Source organism: Alteromonas sp. W364 (genome assembly GCF_031846205.1).
GTDB lineage: Bacteria > Pseudomonadota > Gammaproteobacteria > Enterobacterales > Alteromonadaceae > Glaciecola > Glaciecola blandensis.
In genome coordinates this window covers 438,488-454,756 of record NZ_JAVRID010000002.1, presented here as the reverse complement: position 1 = coordinate 454,756, position 16,269 = coordinate 438,488, and the positions used below count along the sequence as shown (strand labels likewise).

The window sequence follows — 16,269 nt, the reverse complement described above, 5'->3', positions numbered from 1 at the left end:
CATCAATTAGGTTAGAACCAATGCATCTTTTACTCGCTAGTCTTTTTTCCGTGTCACTGTTAAGTGCTCTGCCATTAGTTGCCCATGCTAATACTGAAACTGCTCCTCAAGATAATAAACAGGCTAATTTCCAGCTCGATAACCAAGCTCACTTGAATATCGCGACAACCGAAGCACTCATTATGTCGGCCTTAGAAAAATTTCATACGCCGGGGTTAGCCGTTGGTGTTGTGCATAAAGGCGATACCCTCTTACTGAAAGGCTTTGGTGCAAGGCAACTTTCACCTAAAAAACGAGCTGTAAACGAGCAAACCTATTTTCGACTCGCTTCTACCAGTAAAGCATTCACCGCAGCGGCGTTAGGTGTGTTAGTGGACCAAGGGAAACTCAATTGGCAAGACAAAGTCATACAACATTTGCCAGAATTTCAAATGCAGGATGCGTGGGTGACTAGAGAATTTACTATTGAGGACTTACTGGTTCATCGAAGCGGCTTGGTGGGCGGCGCGGGTGATAGTATGATCTGGCCAGAACCTTCTGGTTTTACCCGTCAGGAAGTGGTGCAGAATCTACAGTATTTAAGCCCAGATTACAGCTTTCGTTCCGCTTACTCCTACAGCAATGTACTTTACATCACTGCTGGCGAAGTGATTGAACGGGTGAGTGGTCAGTCATATGCAGACTTCTTACAAGATACTATTTTTAACCCTTTAAATATGCAGTGTTATGCGGGTGAAGTGCCTAAATCTGCTATCAAAAACTCAGCAACTCCCTACGCACACAATGATGAAAAAGGAATGTATGCTGTTCCTCGCAATGGTATTCAAGAAACCGCTCAGATGTCAGTAGCCGCTGGCGGTATAGTGTGCAACGCAGAGTCCATGACCTTATGGCTGAAAGCCTTACTAAACCCTTCTACCTTGCCGTTTTCTGAATCTGTATTAGATGATATGTGGCAAGCCCACACCATTCTGGGCGTAGCGGAAACGGATGAAGAATGGGATGGCACTCACTTTAAAACCTATGGTTATGGTTGGCGTTTAGCGAACATGTTCAATTACAAAGTGATCTCCCACACCGGCACATTATCGGGTTATCAAGCCTATGTGGCTTTGGTTCCTGAGTTAGAGCTAGGTGTGGTATTACTCAATAACGGTTCAAACTATGGCGTTAGAGGCTCGGTAATGCAACATATACTGAAGGCCTTCATGCCGCGAGCAAATCAACTCGCTGAATCCAAGATTGATAACTGGGTCCAGGCCTATGTTGATTACCAAGATGAACAAGAACAAAAGTACCTTGCTCGTCAATTGCCCGAACCCGTTGCGACTAAACCTATGCTCATCGAAAGTGAAGATATTCTCGGTACTTATTCCGATGTTTGGTTTAAAGATATGAACATTGAAATGAAGGATAAAACGTTACGACTGAGTTCTTCTCGTATGCTTACCTTGGTCGGCACATTAAGGCCTTTTGAAGCAAACAAATTTGTTGTTAAGTGGGATAACCAAAATGCTGCCTCAGACGCCTTTCTGATATTTGAAACTGATTTTCAAGGGAACGTGACCGGTATGAAAATGCACCCTTTCACCGCAAAAGAGCGCAGTCGACACGAATACCGAGACATGCACTTTATAAAACAGGACGAGGCTTCTTCGGAAAAATAACTGAAGAGAGCCTTCCTCTACTGCTTATCTTCCTCGAACAACTGCTGTAGCTCTGCCCTGCCTTGCTCCGTAGATTTGATCATTTCAGGTAAGCCTAGATTCTCTTGTACCACTTTATCCAGCATTTTTTTGTCATGTTCTGAGAACAAAGCGGCCATATTCTCTGCTTGTCCCTCAGTGTAGCCGTAAGCTTTTAACACCTCTTTTGAAGCAGAGAGAGCGCTATCAAACATTTCACGAATAAAATAGCTCACACCGAGTTTAGAAAGGTCAATCGCGTGCATTCTGTTGCGTGCCCTGGCGATCACTTTTACCTTTGGAAACTCGTGTTGAACCAGCTTCACTAGCTCAGTAATTTCTTCCGCATTATCGATAGCGACCAACAGTACTCTTGCTTCTTCAATGCCTGACTTTTTGAGTAGGTCGAGTCGGGTAGCATCACCAAAATACACTTTATTGCCAAACTGCCTCACGAATTCAATGTGCTCAGCGTCTTTGTCCATTGCCGTAAACGGAATACCATTCGCCGCTAGAATACGGCCTGTGATCTGTCCAAAACGGCCAAAGCCCGCAATGATGACCTTGGGTTCGCTATTATCGCTGAAACTATCGTAAACGGCGGGACAATGGCGAGTATTGAAAAACAGAGAGTAGATAATCACGATGGGCGATGTCAGTGCCATCGACAAACCAACAATCAGGTTTACCTGACCGGCTATTGATGCATCCAACACAGCGTTAGATAGCGCCAAGGTCATGACCACGAACGCAAACTCGCCGCCCTGTGATAGCATCAATGCTACTCGCATCGCATCTTTTCCGCTTTGTTTGCTCGCGCGTAAAATCACAAAGATAATCGCCGCTTTCACCACCACAAGTAACATGCTCATGCTAATGATGAAAACGGGCTCGTTTATCAGTAATTGCAAATCGAGATTCATCCCAATGGCAATAAAAAACAAACCTAGAAGTAAGCCCTTGAATGGCTCAATTTCTGTTTCAAGTTGATGCTTAAAGGTACTGTCGGCTAGGAGAATACCAGCAATAAAAGCGCCCATTCCCATCGACAGACCTACTTTATCCATTGCCAATGCGGTCACTAACACAATGAATAAAGCTGCAGCTGTCATCACTTCAGAGCTTCCGTAGCGGGCAACAATGCGTAGAAAGGGATTGATCAGAAAGCGACCCACAAAGAGGACCGCAATGACAGCGCCTAAGCTAATATACCAAGCCGGTCCTACTTCGGTTTGTACAGGCGCCAACGCAGCGACAACCAACAAAATAGGAATAACAGCGACATCTTGCATTAACAAGACCGAGAATCCCTGCTGACCCGGTGGCGTTTGCAGAATTCGCTGCTCATTCATTAGTTGTATAGCAAAGGCCGTTGATGACAATGCCAAGCCCAAACCAATCACAATACTCCCGTTAACGGACACACCTATTACCGCATACGAAAAAAAACCAATCACTGCAGCTGAAACTAACAACTGCGTTCCACCGCTGAACAGAATTTGGTTTCTCATGCGCCACAAGGTCGCAGGCTCTAACTCCAGACCAATAACGAACAAGAGCAGTACAACGCCTAATTCCGCGAAATGTAAAATAGTATAAGGATCGCTGACTAGATTGAGTGCTGATGGGCCGATGATCACGCCAGCGATAAGGTAGCCCAGAATGGCACCGAGTTTGAGTTTCTTGAATAAGGGAACAGCAACGAGGGTAGCACCCAGAAAAATAGCTACCGAGCCAAGTAAGCTCATAGTAAAAAATCCGATCAACAAAAGTTACTGACCATGATAGTAAAAAACCCCAACAGTCCCTAGTACTTTCAAGGGTCTGTTGAGGTTTGTTCAACAAAATGTGATTTATTTAATGTTGAAGAGCTTATCGAGTGACAACTTGCCTGAGCCCCAGATTGCAACGAGTAACATTAATAAGCCCCAGGTAACATGCTCATTCAACGCAGCTGCTGGCATATCCTCAAAGCTCAATACAGCCACATAGTTCACAATGAATAGACCAATCGCCGCTTTTCTACCAAACAAACCCAGCACTAACATAATTGGCAATACAATTTCACCGAAGGTAGCTAAATAGGCGGCAACTTCAAAATTTAGAACCGGCACGGCATACTCGTATTCAAACAAGAGCAGAGTAGATTCCCAGTCTCTCAATTTGGTTAAACCCGCTTTGAAAAACACCCAAGCCACGTAGAAACGTGCTAGTAGCAAGCCTACCGGTTGTAGTAAATCAAGTTTACCCATTATTGAGTTGTATAGGTTTATTATCTTCGCCATGCTGTTTCTCTCTTATATTCTGTTATTTAGTATTGGTGTCATGTTTGTTCAGCATTAACAAAGACTTGGGTACAAGCCGACTTTAAAAGCTAAACATGTTCAACCGCAAAAATGAGTTTCTTTGTGATTGCATTGGTCAACCAAGTCACAAGATCTACCTTGTGTTCACCAAGCGCTTCAATTATTTGGCTTACAGGCTCTCCACTCAGTATTTTTTGTATCACCAATGCCTCTGCATCCGATAGATATTCAAACTGGGTTTTGTACTCTGCACGCCACATTACAAGAGACCGAGGAGGTTCAGAATTTATTGCATTATTTATTGATTTTGTGATGTTTTTTAGTAATTCTTGCCGTGCTAACACACCTTCATTTGATTGCAAATACGGATCGTGCACAAGTTGATACAAATCGACCACAGGAAACCACGATAACATCAGGCTAAGACCCGGCGCAGGAACAAACCTTAATTCATCACTATCTTCTGTTTCTAACTTGGCAAAGGTGTCTGCTTGAAACTCAATATCGCTTTTTCGTTGAATCTGGTGAATAAACCAATCGAGCTCTGCAGCTTCACTTAAAAAGGGATACTCCGCTAGGGCTTCTTGCTCATCAATATATTCGCTGAAACTATCACCATACTCACCCCAGTCAAACTGAGTTTTAGGCTCATCTATTAAGTAGTGCTTGGCCAATATCCTAAAAGAATCTGCGCCAATAAGGCCTTCCACACTTGGGAAAGTGATTGCCAGTGCCCTAATGCCATTTTCTATGAAGTTATTGTGATAAATGTTCAGTGCTTTTTGTGTTTGTACTGACTGCTCAGGCACCTGCCCTGCGGCTTCTGCTGCTTGCACTTGTTTGCTGAAAATAGCATTGATAAGCATTTCGTCATAGGACTGCTCTTCTTGAGCTTCATTCAGTTCGCTTGCATGATCGCCTTTTTGAATCGGCATCTCAGGGATCCCTTCGCTCTGAACCAAAAGCGATTACTTTTGCTTTTTTCGCTTCACCCAATAGCACCGACCATTCTGGAATTTGTGTATCCCATTCAACCAAGGTTGGCGTGTTTTTGAATCGCTGAATAGCAAACTCATATAAATCCCAACACTGTGCCGAAACCTCAGCACCATGGTCATCAATAATAAAATCATTTGTTTGGGAAGCATTATCGGTATAGCCCGCTAAATGGATTTCACCGACGATTTCAGGTGGCAATTGCAAAAGATCTTGTTTGAGCACTTCAACAGGGTTGTTCGTCTTCTTATTGAGCGCATTTATGATCAGATTATTAAGATCTAATAGCAGTCCACAACCGGCTGAGGAACACATTTCAAGCAAAAACTCAAACTCACTCATGTCATCTTGAGTGCTCGCGTTTAACTGGGCCGCGTGAATATAAGCTGATAAATTTTCAATTAACAGTGGACGCTGAATATTGTCTTGCACCTCTTGAATGTGACTGACTATATTCTTTAAAGATTGTTGATTATATGGGATGGGTAACAAATCACCGCTGTGTACTAAGTTACCCTGAACCCTTGCTCGATTGAAACAAAGGTGTTCTGAAACCAGCATAGGCTTGGTTAACTGAACAAGGTTGGTAAATTTCTGAAGAATAGATTTAGGCACTCGGCTTGAGGAGCCTAAGCCTAAAGATGTGCCATGAATACTTAAAGGATAAGCCTGAGCAATGTCCTGAATGATGGCCTTACTCGCGCCACCCTCAGCAAAGAAATTCTCTGCATGAACTTCTACAAAGTCAACTTCGTGTGAATGACTTGCAGCGTTCTGTAGTGCTTCGGTATAGTGAGAATGACGAAGCCCAACACCGATTAAGGTCTTGGGCTTGTCGTTGGCTTGCTTATTGTGAAGTGTAGAAGACACTCTGAATAAGACTTAAACAATACTAAGCCAAAGGCCTAGCTGTTTTTCTTAGCCTGCATTTCTTTGAAAAGCTTTTTCGCTGCTTTACGGTCGTGACCGCCAAGTTCTTTGCAAGTACCAGCTGGCACTAAACGCCACTCGCCGATATCATTGTCTACAGTAGATTGACCTGCACAGCTGTGTGTTCCAGCTAGGTTTGCACAGTCATTTTGACCTGCTGCAGAAACGCCGTAGCACTTCTCTTTTTTCTTCTTCGCTGCATCTGCAGTGTCGATAACACCCATGGTCATTACTGTTGCTAGGGCTGCGGCCATTGCTAAATTAGTCGTTTTCATATGAAAATCCTCATTGTTTGGATTAATTGCCTGCCGAAACAGGATAGTTATTAAAACCGTGAAAAGAAACAAAAACTTTCACGCTATGTATTTTTTTAAACAAATATTACTGAATTACTACTTCTTTGGCCCCACACTTACCTTGGATGAAGCCTAAATATCAATTTATAAATCTGTTGATGGCGTATCTGCAATGGTTACCCAAATGCTATCAGCTACTTCGATAAGTTCTTCTTTTTCACCTACCCAGCGCGCTTGAACTTTTTTATCTAAATTTAGGTAAAGCTTATCATCAACAACCGCCCATGCTTCTGGATCGATATCGAACTTGTACTCTTTAGATACACCAAACGCACAATAACCGCCATACTGTGGTGCATATTTCGTTGGGTTGCCGTCAAACAGGGACTTGTGCTCGGCTGAACTAAATTGATACGTCGCGCCCAAGTGCTCAGAAGTAAATTGGCTTGTACCAATCACCGGTCTTGCTTGAGTAAAGTAGGCAACTGGGTCGTAACCTTTTATCGCCAAACGAGATTCGTCAACGTTAACTGCATTAATAGAAGACTGCGCTTGAGTCGGAATTAATCCGCAAGAAGTCACAGTAAACGCGATGACTAATGCCGCAGCGCTAAGTAATTTTGAACCTTTCAATCTGGCAAACATGGGTAGCTCCTAATATGTTGTCGCTTTGTTTTGAATTAATCTTATTTGCTTCCCCTACTTCCTCGTCATTCTGTTCACTTTTTCAGTATTGAATGAAGTAGTTTGTTAGCAAATTCGATTATAAGACCCAGCGATATTTCAAATTATTTCAGGCGTAGTTGAAAAAATAGAAATTAGTAGCTTGAATGTGTGAGAAGAGTCAGTATTTCAAAGTGAATAAAAGCTCACCTAAGTCAGGCTGCCATTGAAACTCAGCCAATTTAACGCGATGATTCAATACCACTACATTTTCTTCTTGTAAAAGGCCTGTTTGCTTCAAGGCTTGCTCACTGCCTTTCGGAAAAGCCAATTGTCCGTTTGAACGCAATACTCTATGCCATGCCACGCTTTGTCCTTCGGGGACAAATCCCAAACTTTTACCAACTAGTCTTGCGCGTCCAGGCAAACCAGCTAGATCAGCAACCTGACCATAGCTCGCCACTTTCCCCGGAGGGATAGCGTTCACAGTGGTCCAGATTTTTTGATATGAGGGATTCAATGTGTCTGCTTCCAAAGTAAAGTAGATAAGCAGCAGTAAAACTTATGTCACTGCTTGCTTGCGATTAAACTCTGGCAGTTCGTACGTTTTATCTCGCATCACTTGTTTGAGCGTTTCGATGCTTTGAAATATATCCTGAAAACTGAGATAAGTCGGCGAAAAACCAAAACGGATAATATCAGGCGCTCTGAAGTCTGCGACGATCCCTTTTGAAATAAGCGCTTGGCACAAGGCATATGCCTTGTCATGCGTGTAAGCGAGCTGTGAACCGCGTTGTTCAGGTAATGCTGGCGACGCGAACTTCAAACCCTTGAGGTCATCCGCGTCTTCAACTGCCTGTTGGAAAAATGACGTCAGCGCCATCGATTTGTCTCTGATTTGTTGAATACTAACGTCATCAAACACGCTTAATGCCGCATCCAATACACTCATCGAAATCACGCTAGGCGTGCCACTTAAGAACTGCTTAATACCGGAATCGGCTTGGTATTCAACTGCAAAATCAAAGGGCTTGGCATGTCCCATCCACCCACTTAAGGGTTGTTGTAATTTTGCATGATGTCGCTTGGCAGCGTACACAAAGGCTGGCGCTCCCGGCCCGCCATTCAGGTATTTATAGCCACACCCGACAGCAAAATCCACCTTATGTTCGTCGACGTTCACTGGCAGAACACCCGCACTGTGAGCTAAATCCCAAATGACTAAAGCCCCGTGCTGATGGGCCAATTCAGTGATTTTAGGGAGATTATGGATATAACCAGAACGAAAGTTTACATGCGTTAACATAACAGTAATAAGTGAGTCGCCAAGCTCCTTTATCTTCTGTTCAATCTCCTCTTCCTCGCATAGCACAAGTTCACATTTTCCAGCGCCAATTAATGCTTGCAAACCTTCTACGGTATACAGGTCGGTAGGAAAATTATCGCGCTGAGATAAGATTTTAGTGCGCTTGCCATCATCACTATTCAGTGACAGGGCGGCACATAGCAGTTTAAAAAGGTTAACCGAAATGGAATCACAGCAAATCACTTGAGCAGATGCGGGGTCGTTTTTAATATCTTGCTTTGCGCCGATTAGTGGCGCAATGCGATCACCCACATTAATTGGCAAATCTATCCATGCATGCTTATTCCAGCTAGTAATTAAATCTTTACCCCATTGTGTTTCGACAACTTCCAGAGCACGCTTTTTAGCTGCCTTTGGTAAAGCGCCAAGAGAGTTACCATCTAAATAAATAGTGTCTTCTGGCAACTCATAATGATCGCGTAAATGCGCAATCGCGTCTTGTTGGTCTCTTGCGATCGCAGAAGCTGCGTGGCTTTGTGTGCTTACGTGCTGGGATTTCGAATTTTCACTCATGGTGTATTTTTATCTCAGTGATTCTAAAGTGGTAAGAAGCTGTTTAAACGCATAGGAACCAGGATGGATCCAATCAAAGTGTCCAACACCCTCGAGCATTACTGTTTTAGCTCGCACATGCTTCGCTTGTGAAGACGGTACGATGCTGTCCTGCGTGCCTTGCAGCAAGATAAAGGACCTTAACTTCTCTCCACTTAATTGATAGTTTTGTGGATTAGCTAAATAATAGTTCTGAACTGACTCCGCGGGAAGTCCAGATAGAAAACTGGGCGTTGCCGACTGACAACTATTGCTGCCGTTAGCATAGTCTACAACATTCATGATGCCGGCAAGCCCGACGATATCAACCCGCTTAACTTCTTCTGGTAATGCATCCTCCAGCTTTGCGCCAAGCATGGCTGCTAAGTGACCACCAGCACTATGGCCGATAATATGTATATTTTTAGTGTCATAACCTTGGTCATTTAAGGTTCCTAGGGCTTTTAAGCCAGCACTAAGATCATCCAAAGCAACTGGCCATTCGCCACCATTGCCAGCGCGGCGATATTCCATTGACCAGACTGGATAGCCTTGTTGCGATAAGGCGGTTGCTAATGCGTAAGAATGTTTAATATCAAACGCGCTCAACCAACAACCTCCGTGAATAAACACAATAAGGGGTTTGCTACTACGTTCTGGCGGTGACCAAAATGCTGCATATTGATCGGCATGTTCGCTACCATATTTGTGTGTTTGATCTGGCTCGCGAAATGACAAGGCCGACACTAGCTTGTATGGCGTATTCTTCTCGGCACTCGGAAAGTCGATGAGTTCAGTCTGCTGCGCTTGAGAATGGCTACTAAAAATCACCATACTCAGCGCCATGAATAAAGAGTTGATAATTGTTTGTTTAACAGGCCATATATTCTGAAATTTAGTTTGCACCGATTGAATTCCTTGTCGAAGATAGGGCTAAGAGTCTACCATTGATAAAACGAATATTGCATACAAACAAGAGACCTTGAACATGGCATTTCAATATACGATCAAATTATCAGCAAAGAGCCGAGGTTTTCATTTAGTCACCGAGGAAATCATACGACACTGTGATGATTTAAAAGGAATAGATTGCGGCGTTTTTCATGCGTTCATACAACATACATCAGCGTCCCTTACAATCAACGAGAATGCAGATCCCACGGTGAGAAGTGACTTAGAGGCCCATGCAAACGTATTGGCACCTGAGAACGCGCCACATTACCGTCACACATATGAGGGACCAGACGATATGCCTGCTCATATCAAAGCATCTATATTTGGGAGCAGTGTCAGCATACCAATCAATAAGGGCCGATTGTTGTTAGGCACATGGCAAGGCATTTACTTAGGGGAGCATCGTGACCACGCTGGCTCAAGACAGATTGTCGTCACGATTACTCACTAACTTCTATTTTGTGATATGTCTATTTCCTGGTAATTCTATTTCGTGATAAAAGGCAAAACTGTTGGATCGACATCTTTTCCAAGGTTGAACACAAATACCGGTCCAACAGCCAGTTCAAAATTACCCGTCGCTATTTGCATTGAAACCTGTGTTGTTTTGGCATCGTAGCTTTCCTTCGCGACCCCAGCTAGTGCAAAACTTTGCCAAGTTGTGGTGAGATTAAAATCACGACCAATAACGGTAGTATAGGGCTCAGAACCTTTTTGAACGCCTACGTTCTTTATGACTGCCGCGTCGTCCTCGCTTGGCAGTGCTAGTGCTTTGGCAAAAAATGCCATGTAGATCACATCACCTTTTTCAATAGGCGCGCCTAGCACATTGAATATGCCAGCATCCCATGGGTTTTTGCTAAGATTGGTTTTCACTTCCAAAGCGACACCACCGAGAGCATCGCTTTCTCTATTAAAGGCAGCTTGAATATTTTCGCCAAAGGTTTGCAAACTATCTGCATAGGGAGAAATCATGATTGCGCCATCTTTCGGCAGAGCTGAAACCAATTTGCTGTAAATCAAATCAACCTCTTTTGATTTATCTGCAGCAAGAGCGGCACCCAAAACGCTTTGGGTGAGCAATAGTCCAGCGCCCAATATTATTTTAATTATGCTGTGCATTGTTTTGTCCATTCACTTTTCACAATATTTTATTGTTGTTGTATGTTTAATTGTTTTTGGGCACCGACGTTTATGTGCCTCACGCTAATGTAAACAATTTGTGAAGAAAAATGCAAGCGCTTACATTTTTATAGTATAAGCTCAATTCTCGCTAACATTCTGAGATCAGCGGTATTGTTTAGTTGCTTTCTAAAGTGGTAATGATGGTTTGAAGGCGTTCTTCGACGCTGCCTGAGAGCACCGTGAATTTGATCTTACGCTTAACAAGCTCATTTGAAATGAAGTCTTGGAATGCTTTCTGTTTTACATCGCCTGAGCGCTCCCAAGTATCCTCAAAAGGAATATCATCTGCACATAAAAAAACATGGTCGTAGCGTGCTTTACTCTCGTCGGCAAGTCGACTAAGTTCAGGGAGTGCTGAGTCATGATAATCCAAAGCAAAATGCCAGGTTGTTAGTGCGTTTGTATCGACAAATAGATACGAGTTTGCATCAACAATCGTGCGTTCTTCAATCGCGATATGTTCTTGCGCGATATACAGTAACTGTTCAGGACTCAAGCGACGATTAGACTGATTTTGTTCCCAATATGTGCGACCGAACTCATCAACATGCTTAGTATTGAAGTACTTAGCAGCAGCTTGGCAGATAGTCGATTTTCCGGTGGAAGGTGCGCCCATAAAAACGACTTTTTTTACGGGATTTGAAGCTAATGTATTCAAAAATAAACTCGTTTAATTCTTTAATTGTTGTTTGCTTTGTTGATGCCAAGCGTAAAGGCCTACGCACGCCATAATCAAAAAACAAGCATATAATATGGCTGTTGGATAAAGGGCTTTTTGAAGATAAACGTAAATTGCGACAATATCGACCACAATCCAGAACGCCCAATTTAATATATATCGCCTTGTCATCATGAAAAACGCCACTAAGCTCACACAGGTTGTGAACGCATCGGCATAAGCAAAGCTCGCATCTGTATACTGCTTCATTGCAGTACCAAGCAATAAAAAGGAGACCAGAGAAATACCAAGGAAAATGGTTAAATGCTTCGCCGAAATCGTCTCGACATTCACCGTCGTTTTAGTGTGTAAATGTTGCGACCATTGCCACCAACCATAAATCTGCAATGCCATGTACACCACGTGCAAACCAGCGTCAGAGTATAGCTTTGCTTGATAAAACACCCACACGTACAGTGTGACTTGAACAAAGCCAAACGCAAAATTCCAAATATTCCCGCGAATAAGCAACACCAAACAAATAAAACCGCATATCGCGGCACTTATTTCAATTGTATTGCTGCCAAAAAAGCCGCTGACAAATTCGTTAAAGCTCATTATTCCTCTATGACAACATGGCGAAAACGCTGGCCATCTTGCGTAATAATAAACAGATCGCCATAGTCTTTTTCACTGAGGGTTTTGTCAGGGCCGCCTAATAACGAAAGAAGCTGCGGTGTTGTATTGCTGTGCCCAAGAACTAAAACATTGCCATCAAGCGCTTTCAATTCATCTGCAAAACTAGCCAGGTCTTTCGGCGAATAAAGCGTAACAGCTATATCCAAACGCATAGAAGAAGGCAAAGCGGACTGAAAAGTGCGGGTGTAGTCAGTGGAGTAAATAAAACGAATATTCTTATCTTTCAAGAATTCAGCTAAGCTCTCAGCTTTGTTCACGCCTATTTGAGTTAGCGAGGGACCTTTGTCAGGACGCGCCTTGTTAGGCACGTCGACAGAGGTACTCTGCTTTTGTTTTTCAAAATGACGGATCAAGTAAATATCAGCGGCCATTAACTTCGTCGAGCTAACTACTAACAGCAAAAAAGTACTGACAAGCAGTATCAACGGCTGCTGTTTTACTCGTTTCATTCTATTTACCACCTAATGAATTTAAATTAGAGATGAAAAACTTTCAGTTAGCATTTTCTTCGCTTCTTGACCTTGTTCAGTATCAAGATAAGCTTTTGCTTGTTCAATGAAGTCTGTGATCATTTCCGGTTTCAAGCCTAGGGCTTCAAACTGTTGTTTTAATTCATTTATTCCCTTCAAAGAGTCGCTGTATTCAGACGCTTTGTTTAAAAGGCCTGATATGCCATCTGACGAACCTAGTTCTTTAATGTCTGGCACTGAGTTCAACACTTGGTCTAAGCCAGGTAATGACGCGCTCAAATCGCCGAATGACTCACTTGATACATTATTCTTAACGTAGTTCATGATTGAACCTAAGCCGCCTTCTGCTTGTTCACTGGTAACACCTAGATTTTCAGTCAGCGCGCCCAACATACCATCGATACTTGGCATTTCAGGTACGGCAACTTCTTCAGCGCTATCGCCAAAACCGAGCATGCTTTTGAAAGAGTCGAACCAACCCTCTTCAGCATGCGAAGATGCGGAAAAAGTTAAGCTTGCGGCGAGCAATAGAGAGGTAATTTTTTTCATGGTAGTTCCTTTTTTATAATTAGGTGTAATCCGGTACAACTTTTGAATTATCGAGATAAGATTCCAGCCCGCTAAAGGCCTTGCGCTGTCCTACTATTATAATGGAAAACAAAAGCTTGGGATATTGCTTTTTTAGCCTTTTCACCTGCCAGTAACTTAGGCATACTTAGCGACTTCTCCATTTATTACAAAGGAATCCTTAGATGGCATATGATTTTGGCTCACAAACCCTCGGAATCAAAAACCCCTTTAAAAAAGAGGGATTGTTTAAAGCTATTGCCGGAACGCTTGTCGCCTTAATTGGCGTATATACGCTAATTCAAGTATCAGGCGCGTTGAAAGAAGACAAAATAATTGGTTGGACTTACGCAATTATCGGTTTTTATTTGTTAGTTAGTGGTGCTAGACACACAGGTGTTGGCTTCTTCCAACTATTTAGATATTTCGTTGGTCGCTCGGTACCAACATCTTTAGCATTCAACTTATCTCGCTCTGAGCAAGATTCAGCGAAAATGGAGAAGCCGGCACTTCTTTATAGTGCAAAGTCTCTTCACTCCATGATGATGGGTCGTAAAAATACGACATTCATCGAACCGGTTGGCTTCTTAGGCCGATTTGTGCACTCTATTTTCCCAAAACTCACATTCCTACCCTACCCTTTGCGTAAAATGGCGCAAGAAATAGCGGGCGTTACCATTAACTTCTTAACGGGTATCTTGTCGTTTTTGATCGTGTTTTTTGTTGTCACCACGGGCTTAGCTGGTGAAACTGCGCAGCTGTTTGCTTTGCCTATCATGGGTGTTTTACTACTTCTTTATTTGGTGGTCACGTGGTCATCTGCTGCCAGAGCTATCAACTCAAACCGAGAGACTGTTCTGAAAAGTGCTGGCGGCGCATCTTTTGGTGGCTTGCTTGCTTTATCGATCCTGGTTCCCGTCATTGCCGGTATATACCTCGATGAATGGCTCAGCGTTAGTGACAACACGAAAGAAGTATTTACTGAGGCAAGTGGCATATTCAGCGCTTGGGGCAACTTAGGTCTGTTGGCGATCTCTACTATTGCAGTGTTAGGTGCTGTACTCCCACTCTTATTCGCAAGAATGGCCAAGGCTGCTCCGCAAACAGAGGTGAGTGAATACCGTGAAAACATGCAAGAGTCTGTTCATCCTAACGAAATATTCATCAATATCGAAAATATCGTATTGGCGAATCGCCGCTATAAAGAAATGCCAAACCGTATCTACCGCGAATTTGACCCGCAACTTAACGAACAGTCAGATGGTAAAGGTAGCTTCAATGGCGAATTGCTGATAGAAACACAACCGGCTCTGGCAGAAGAAGAAAATAATACCCAGCAAGACGGCAAGAAAAGTATCTTATCGCTCGTTGGGCAAATATTCTTTATCGCTAGCGCTGTGTCATTCTATTTCTTGGGCCAAAACGTTATCGACACCATTGGCGCTTACAATGACCACAAAGCCCTTGGCACAGACGAAAACCTAACGCTGCTATTGCAAGCAGTAAGCGGCGGGTTATTTACTTTGTTCGCATGGTTAACGTTTAAAAGTGCATCAAAGATACTCGATGCGGCATCTCACCTCTTCTGGGGCGAAATGCACTTTACTTCTTTATTGATGTATTTAAAAACCGAAGGGACTTATACAGAGTCGAAACTTTCTACCGGTATGTCCATTCATGACAGCACCCGCTCAGAAAATACGGTTGTGCGTTCAAGTATCACACCTTGGGTAATCACCTCTCGCATCAAAACTTCAATTTTTGCTACTAGCGGCATGAAGAACCTAGAGCAACCACGCTTTATAATGTCCATGACCAAAAATGAGCAGGAAATGGCGGCGATCGTCGATGAAATCAAAGGCTTCTTACGCGAACGTGAAGCAATTGCTGCGATCACTAACGAACGTGATTTATCTAATGCGAGTCAAATTCACCAAATCAATCAACAATCTCGAGCATTCGAGAGTGGTTCGATTGATAGTCGTTTGGACTTGAAGGAAGACGAAGAAGCCGCTGGCTATTTGCGCAATGAAGAGGCACAAGCCGAAGCAGAGCAAGATGCTCCTAAAGATGCATCAGGCGACGATACCAAGCAACCCTAAGCAAAACCATCGTCATCCCCGCTCTTCCGTCATCCCCGCACTTCCGTCATCCCCGCAAAGGCGGGGACCTAAACCCTTCCGTCATCCCCGCTCTTCCGTCATCCCCGCAAAGGCGGGGACCTAAACCCTTCCGTCATCTCCGCTCTTCCGTCATCCCCGCGAAGGCGGGGACCTAAACCCTTCCGTCATCTCCGCTCTTCCGTCATCCCCGCGAAGGCGGAGACCTAGATCATAAAAACGCTGTATACGCCAAGCTAATGAAATCTAAACCCGGGTTCGGTCTTTTAAAGCCTGCATTCGAGTAGTGTAAATAGCGCAAGGCGATTGAATCACGCTTGTTCTTACCAAACTTCATCACAATACCGAGACGATCTTCGAACTGGTAGTGTGTACTAACATTTTTACCAGCAAAGCGAGTATCATCTAAAAGGGACACACCTATTCCGAACTCAACGAAGATTGGATTCGATTTATACTCTGAGAACTGATATTCAAATACTGGTGATAATGCTAGAACAAAATTGCTGTCATAGTTGTTTTCAACGCCGTATTCCCAGAAGTTAACGCTAGTTTCAAAGTATAGATTCAGATTTGAATTATATTGTTGCAAGTAATCGCTATGATATTGCAGCGCGATTTTTATTCCCCGAACATCACCTTCGCCGTGGATATAGCCAGCCGATACGGCATATTTGCTAATATCCGAGTCAAGGCTTGCAGTTGCAAAAGAATAGGTACTTGCCAAAACCCCTGCAAAGAAAGTAAGTGCGACAATAAAGTGTTTAAAAAACTGTAAAAGATTAGATTTCATCATTTCCCCAGATAGCGCTACCGCGGAGTAGCAAATTAAAATGTGTTAAG

Annotated in this window: 18 protein-coding genes; 3 read left to right on the top strand and 15 right to left on the bottom strand. The window is 43.3% G+C overall.

Going from position 1 to position 16,269, the window contains the following annotated elements; genetic code table 11:
* The first annotated feature begins 20 nt into the window (after positions 1-20).
* A complete protein-coding gene (locus tag RM556_RS04795) occupies positions 21-1,667 on the top strand; it encodes a serine hydrolase (RefSeq protein ID WP_311373989.1) in 1,647 nt (548 codons plus the stop codon).
* 17 nt (positions 1,668-1,684) lie between these two features.
* On the opposite strand, the gene RM556_RS04790 is transcribed toward RM556_RS04795, so the two are convergent.
* The 9 genes from RM556_RS04790 to RM556_RS04750 form a co-directional block, all read right to left on the bottom strand.
* On the bottom strand, positions 1,685-3,433 hold the full coding sequence (locus RM556_RS04790; protein ID WP_311373988.1) for a monovalent cation:proton antiporter-2 (CPA2) family protein: 1,749 nt from the start codon (positions 3,431-3,433) through the stop codon (positions 1,685-1,687).
* A gap of 105 nt (positions 3,434-3,538) precedes the next feature.
* On the bottom strand, positions 3,539-3,970 hold the full coding sequence (locus RM556_RS04785; RefSeq protein ID WP_311361382.1) for a DoxX family protein: 432 nt from the start codon (positions 3,968-3,970) through the stop codon (positions 3,539-3,541).
* An 89-nt stretch (positions 3,971-4,059) separates the two neighbouring features.
* Complete coding sequence (locus RM556_RS04780) at positions 4,060-4,926, bottom strand: DNA-binding domain-containing protein (protein ID WP_311373987.1); 867 nt, start codon at positions 4,924-4,926, stop codon at positions 4,060-4,062.
* A 1-nt stretch (position 4,927) separates the two neighbouring features.
* Complete coding sequence (locus RM556_RS04775) at positions 4,928-5,857, bottom strand: DUF692 domain-containing protein (protein ID WP_311373986.1); 930 nt, start codon at positions 5,855-5,857, stop codon at positions 4,928-4,930.
* Positions 5,858-5,892: 35 nt separating this feature from the next.
* Positions 5,893-6,192 (bottom strand): DUF2282 domain-containing protein, encoded by a 300-nt coding sequence (locus tag RM556_RS04770; protein ID WP_311361379.1) that lies wholly within the window; start codon positions 6,190-6,192, stop codon positions 5,893-5,895.
* Between the two features lie 165 nt (positions 6,193-6,357).
* Positions 6,358-6,858 (bottom strand): YHS domain-containing (seleno)protein, encoded by a 501-nt coding sequence (locus tag RM556_RS04765; RefSeq protein ID WP_311361378.1) that lies wholly within the window; start codon positions 6,856-6,858, stop codon positions 6,358-6,360.
* Positions 6,859-7,057: 199 nt separating this feature from the next.
* The gene (locus RM556_RS04760; protein ID WP_311373985.1) at positions 7,058-7,396 is read right to left on the bottom strand and encodes an MGMT family protein; all 339 of its coding nucleotides are present in this window, start codon (positions 7,394-7,396) and stop codon (positions 7,058-7,060) included.
* 42 nt (positions 7,397-7,438) lie between these two features.
* Complete coding sequence (gene kynU / locus RM556_RS04755; RefSeq protein WP_311373984.1) at positions 7,439-8,755, bottom strand: kynureninase; 1,317 nt, start codon at positions 8,753-8,755, stop codon at positions 7,439-7,441.
* A gap of 9 nt (positions 8,756-8,764) precedes the next feature.
* A complete protein-coding gene (locus tag RM556_RS04750; RefSeq protein WP_311373983.1) occupies positions 8,765-9,679 on the bottom strand; it encodes an alpha/beta hydrolase in 915 nt (304 codons plus the stop codon).
* Between the two features lie 82 nt (positions 9,680-9,761).
* Here RM556_RS04750 and RM556_RS04745 point away from each other — a divergent pair, with 82 nt between their 5' ends.
* Positions 9,762-10,178, top strand: coding sequence for a secondary thiamine-phosphate synthase enzyme YjbQ (locus RM556_RS04745; protein ID WP_311361374.1), 417 nt, complete (start codon positions 9,762-9,764; stop codon positions 10,176-10,178).
* A gap of 35 nt (positions 10,179-10,213) precedes the next feature.
* Here the strand turns inward: RM556_RS04745 and RM556_RS04740 are convergent, their stop codons facing one another.
* The 5 genes from RM556_RS04740 to RM556_RS04720 form a co-directional block, all read right to left on the bottom strand.
* Positions 10,214-10,849 (bottom strand): hypothetical protein, encoded by a 636-nt coding sequence (locus RM556_RS04740; protein ID WP_311361373.1) that lies wholly within the window; start codon positions 10,847-10,849, stop codon positions 10,214-10,216.
* A 178-nt stretch (positions 10,850-11,027) separates the two neighbouring features.
* Positions 11,028-11,570, bottom strand: coding sequence for an ATP-binding protein (locus RM556_RS04735; RefSeq protein ID WP_311373982.1), 543 nt, complete (start codon positions 11,568-11,570; stop codon positions 11,028-11,030).
* Between the two features lie 12 nt (positions 11,571-11,582).
* Positions 11,583-12,188 carry a nicotinamide riboside transporter PnuC gene (pnuC, locus tag RM556_RS04730; protein WP_311361371.1) on the bottom strand — a complete coding sequence of 202 codons (606 nt, stop codon included), beginning with the start codon at positions 12,186-12,188 and terminating at the stop codon, positions 11,583-11,585.
* Positions 12,188-12,718, bottom strand: a complete 531-nt coding sequence (locus RM556_RS04725) for a phosphoglycerate mutase family protein (protein ID WP_311361370.1) — start codon at positions 12,716-12,718, stop codon at positions 12,188-12,190. The genes pnuC and RM556_RS04725 overlap by 1 nt, the downstream gene beginning before the upstream one ends.
* A 21-nt stretch (positions 12,719-12,739) precedes the next feature.
* Positions 12,740-13,288 (bottom strand): DUF2780 domain-containing protein, encoded by a 549-nt coding sequence (locus tag RM556_RS04720; protein ID WP_311361369.1) that lies wholly within the window; start codon positions 13,286-13,288, stop codon positions 12,740-12,742.
* Positions 13,289-13,491: 203 nt separating this feature from the next.
* On the opposite strand from RM556_RS04720, the gene RM556_RS04715 reads away from it, so the two are divergent.
* Positions 13,492-15,408 carry a hypothetical protein gene (locus tag RM556_RS04715; protein ID WP_311373981.1) on the top strand — a complete coding sequence of 639 codons (1,917 nt, stop codon included), beginning with the start codon at positions 13,492-13,494 and terminating at the stop codon, positions 15,406-15,408.
* A gap of 229 nt (positions 15,409-15,637) precedes the next feature.
* On the opposite strand, the gene RM556_RS04710 is transcribed toward RM556_RS04715, so the two are convergent.
* Positions 15,638-16,219, bottom strand: coding sequence for an acyloxyacyl hydrolase (locus RM556_RS04710; RefSeq protein WP_311361367.1), 582 nt, complete (start codon positions 16,217-16,219; stop codon positions 15,638-15,640).
* Positions 16,220-16,269 lie beyond the last annotated feature (50 nt).

What these genes read in the sequence shown, in the direction of transcription:
- RM556_RS04795 (WP_311373989.1), top strand. Translation starts at nt 21, where the DNA reads ATGCATCTTTTACTCGCTAGTCTTTTTTCCGTGTCACTGTTAAGTGCT.
- RM556_RS04790 (WP_311373988.1), bottom strand. Translation starts at nt 3,433, where the DNA reads ATGAGCTTACTTGGCTCGGTAGCTATTTTTCTGGGTGCTACCCTCGTT.
- RM556_RS04785 (WP_311361382.1), bottom strand. Translation starts at nt 3,970, where the DNA reads ATGGCGAAGATAATAAACCTATACAACTCAATAATGGGTAAACTTGAT.
- RM556_RS04780 (WP_311373987.1), bottom strand. Translation starts at nt 4,926, where the DNA reads ATGCCGATTCAAAAAGGCGATCATGCAAGCGAACTGAATGAAGCTCAA.
- RM556_RS04770 (WP_311361379.1), bottom strand. Translation starts at nt 6,192, where the DNA reads ATGAAAACGACTAATTTAGCAATGGCCGCAGCCCTAGCAACAGTAATG.
- RM556_RS04765 (WP_311361378.1), bottom strand. Translation starts at nt 6,858, where the DNA reads ATGTTTGCCAGATTGAAAGGTTCAAAATTACTTAGCGCTGCGGCATTA.
- kynU (WP_311373984.1), bottom strand. Translation starts at nt 8,755, where the DNA reads ATGAGTGAAAATTCGAAATCCCAGCACGTAAGCACACAAAGCCACGCA.
- RM556_RS04745 (WP_311361374.1), top strand. Translation starts at nt 9,762, where the DNA reads ATGGCATTTCAATATACGATCAAATTATCAGCAAAGAGCCGAGGTTTT.
- RM556_RS04740 (WP_311361373.1), bottom strand. Translation starts at nt 10,849, where the DNA reads ATGCACAGCATAATTAAAATAATATTGGGCGCTGGACTATTGCTCACC.
- pnuC (WP_311361371.1), bottom strand. Translation starts at nt 12,188, where the DNA reads ATGAGCTTTAACGAATTTGTCAGCGGCTTTTTTGGCAGCAATACAATT.
- RM556_RS04725 (WP_311361370.1), bottom strand. Translation starts at nt 12,718, where the DNA reads ATGAAACGAGTAAAACAGCAGCCGTTGATACTGCTTGTCAGTACTTTT.
- RM556_RS04720 (WP_311361369.1), bottom strand. Translation starts at nt 13,288, where the DNA reads ATGAAAAAAATTACCTCTCTATTGCTCGCCGCAAGCTTAACTTTTTCC.
- RM556_RS04715 (WP_311373981.1), top strand. Translation starts at nt 13,492, where the DNA reads ATGGCATATGATTTTGGCTCACAAACCCTCGGAATCAAAAACCCCTTT.
- RM556_RS04710 (WP_311361367.1), bottom strand. Translation starts at nt 16,219, where the DNA reads ATGAAATCTAATCTTTTACAGTTTTTTAAACACTTTATTGTCGCACTT.